At 33.4% G+C, this 2,847-nt stretch carries 4 protein-coding genes; all 4 read left to right on the top strand.

Features of this window, described 5'->3' with window-relative positions:
* Positions 1–276: 276 nt before the first annotated feature.
* The 4 genes from J2S06_RS16020 (at position 277) to J2S06_RS16005 (ending at position 2,596) form a co-directional block, all read left to right on the top strand.
* Positions 277–1,242: a bile acid:sodium symporter family protein gene (locus tag J2S06_RS16020; protein ID WP_419152962.1), complete on the top strand. Its 966-nt coding sequence runs from the start codon at positions 277–279 to the stop codon at positions 1,240–1,242.
* Positions 1,243–1,664: 422 nt separating this feature from the next.
* Positions 1,665–1,847: a hypothetical protein gene (locus tag J2S06_RS16015; protein WP_419152961.1), complete on the top strand. Its 183-nt coding sequence runs from the start codon at positions 1,665–1,667 to the stop codon at positions 1,845–1,847.
* Between the two features lie 22 nt (positions 1,848–1,869).
* Positions 1,870–2,391 (top strand): GNAT family N-acetyltransferase, encoded by a 522-nt coding sequence (locus J2S06_RS16010; RefSeq protein WP_044747281.1) that lies wholly within the window; start codon positions 1,870–1,872, stop codon positions 2,389–2,391.
* A gap of 67 nt (positions 2,392–2,458) precedes the next feature.
* On the top strand, positions 2,459–2,596 hold the full coding sequence (locus J2S06_RS16005) for a hypothetical protein (protein ID WP_160299043.1): 138 nt from the start codon (positions 2,459–2,461) through the stop codon (positions 2,594–2,596).
* Positions 2,597–2,847: the final 251 nt, after the last annotated feature.

The following is a 2,847-nucleotide window of genomic DNA, read 5'->3' as shown; positions in this document are numbered from 1 at the left end:
CTGCAAGCTGACGAAGGAGCTACTCTAGATTGAGTATCAACCTCGCTAACTTATTTCCGGAATTGTGTGAACATCACAGAATATGGTGATGAGACTAAATAAATATTCAAACTCTTTGCATAATTTATGAATCTACAATAAAATAGCCTTAATGAAACGTTTTTTTTCATCGGGCTAATAATATTCAAACTAAGTAAATATGGTTTTCTTAGTCATAGAAATTTGTTGCTGGAGCTTTTACTAAGTTCGCAGCATTTAATAAGGAGCCGTCGTGCTATGTTGAATAAAATTAATCTTTTATTACAAAAGCTAATGCCAGTCATCACCCCTGCCAGTGTGGTGATCGGTATCATTTTTTATAAAAGCTTGGATGATTACACATTTTTAGTGCCATGGATTTTTGCCGTGATGACATTTACAGGGGGACTTCGTTCGAACTTTCATGATTTGAAAAACATGATCCTACATCCTTTGCCGTTAATCGTTTCTTTAATCTCGCTTCACTTCATAATGCCGTTAGTTGCGTTTGGTACTGGATCGTTTCTATTCCCTGATGATCCTTATTTCATTACAGGGCTCATTTTGGCGTTTGTGGTCCCAACTGGCATTACAAGCTTGTTATGGGTAAGTGTATATAAAGGGAACATCGTGCTAACATTATCGATCATCCTCGTTGATACATTATTGTCGCCCATTCTTGTCCCAGTCGTTCTGAAATGGTTTGTCGGATCTACGGTTGAAATGAACGTCGTTGCCATCATGAAAGGTTTATTATGGATGATTGTTATTCCTTCCCTATTTGGGATGTTCATCAATCAATTTACGAAAAAGGAAATAACAGAAAAGCTATCCACAATGCTTTCACCCTTTTCGAAATTAGGAATTGGTGCAGTTGTTGCCATCAACAGCTCAAGTATTGCCCCTTACTTTAAAGGGTTTGACGCTCAGTTAATCAAGATTATGGCCGTTGTGTTTGTGCTTTCATTAATGGCCTATGCGATCGGTTGGATCTGTGGTTTGCTTTTGAAACAAGATCAAAGTACAACCATTTCCTTAATGTATAACAACGGGATGAGAAACATTAGTACAGGAGCCGTCATTGCCATTGCCTACTTTCCAGGTCCAGTTGCTATTCCAGTCATCGCCGGAATTTTATTTCAACAAATATTAGCTTCAATGATTGGAAGTATTATAGAAAAAATGCAGCAGCTATCGAAGAAGCCGCAAGTTTTTTCACGATAGCGATTATTATAAAAGGCTTTCAAGGATACAAAACGATTGAACCCGATATTGCTTTTTATGATGTCAATTTTATGATGGCAAGAATCGGGCAAATATCTCTAATGAGCAAGTTGAGAAGTTTAAGAAATTAGCGAAGCCATATTAGGAAAGGGGCTGACTCATAAGGGTCTGACCCCGCATATATAAACTAATATATAGCTATTCAACATTTAATAGTATCAAAATATTGGGTTGTGGGGTCTAATCTTTTACTTTGAGACAGTCCCTTTATAGAGTGTTTTACACGTAAGGATAATTTTCTGAATTTTTTGTGATTTAAAACGTTTTTAACATGGGGAACTTTTCTTGCTTTGAACAAAAAGTGAGTTGTCAATTGACTACTATGTAAGGATAATGGATAATTATTGTAAGGGGGGAGAGAAATGGCAACCTTAATGAAAAATAGAAGAAAAATTAAATTAGACAGTAAAGACAATAAAAAGATAATAGAAGAATTAAAGTCTGCCCCAAGTTCTATCATTACTTCAGAATACAAATCTTACTTAAATTCATGTCTCGAAGTCGTAGCTAATGTAAGTAAAAATAAAACTCATAGATTATTCTAATTTGTAATAAAGGTGATAACAAATGAATTTAGAAAAGATTGAATTTTTACCCTTGGACAAAACTTATCATTTAGTTCAAGGGTTTTCTTGTGGAAATAGTATGATTGATACCTATATAAAATTATCTAGCAATGCTATTTACGATCATAAGATGGGGATTTCATCAACTACAACTTTAATTTATGAAAATGAAATCACCGCCTATTTCACTGCAAATTGTGCGCATTTAGAAATACCTGTAGAAGAAGCCAGAGAAATAGGTTTAATGGATAGTTTTTATATTCCTGCTATTGAAGTAAAATACATAGGTGTAAAAGACAAATATCAAAAGAAAGGTATTGGATCATTATTATTAAAGTTTATAGTAGGTAAAGCCTTAGAAATTACTCCTTTCTTTACATGTCGATACATCTTCTTATGGGCTGTGGAAGATGCGATTGAATTCTATCAAAAACGCTACTTCAAACTGACCGGAAAAGAGGAAGATGGTTTATATTTAATGAAATTTCTAGTTCCTACTTACCCTATCGAGGAGGAAATATAGTTTTTCTGCATAAATTACCACTTAAAAGGATATAAATGTATTAAAACTTTAAGTGGTGGTGGCAGAAATGAGACTAGGAGGAAAAAAAATAGTAGACGGAAAAGCAAAAGATATTATAAACGAAATGAAAGAAGATAAACATTCAAAAAATAAGAAAAAATTTTTAAATGAAGCTAAGTCAATTGCAAAAAAACATTCTAAGTAAGCTCTAAGTATTTTAATATCCCTCATGATGTCATTTGTGTATATCTTGAATGACTTTAACGATCGCATTAATTTTTTTCTAGGATAAGACACGTAAAACAAAAGTGAACCTCTAGGTTTAGACTGTATTGTAAAACTTTGAATCTCCTCCCTCTATAAATGTTGATATATCAAGGTTTCTTGGCATCTTAGGGGTGCCAAAAAAATATTTTTCGACAAAACTCATCACATATTTTTATATTTTTGTTGATA

The sequence above is a fragment of the Bacillus alveayuensis genome (assembly GCA_030812955.1).
GTDB classification, from domain to species: Bacteria; Bacillota; Bacilli; order Bacillales; family Aeribacillaceae; genus Bacillus_CB; species Bacillus_CB alveayuensis.
This window is presented reverse-complemented; position numbering and strand designations above follow the sequence as displayed.

What these genes read in the sequence shown, in the direction of transcription:
- J2S06_RS16020 (WP_419152962.1), top strand. Translation starts at nt 277, where the DNA reads ATGTTGAATAAAATTAATCTTTTATTACAAAAGCTAATGCCAGTCATC.
- J2S06_RS16015 (WP_419152961.1), top strand. Translation starts at nt 1,665, where the DNA reads ATGGCAACCTTAATGAAAAATAGAAGAAAAATTAAATTAGACAGTAAA.
- J2S06_RS16005 (WP_160299043.1), top strand. Translation starts at nt 2,459, where the DNA reads ATGAGACTAGGAGGAAAAAAAATAGTAGACGGAAAAGCAAAAGATATT.
- J2S06_RS16010 (WP_044747281.1), top strand. Translation starts at nt 1,870, where the DNA reads ATGAATTTAGAAAAGATTGAATTTTTACCCTTGGACAAAACTTATCAT.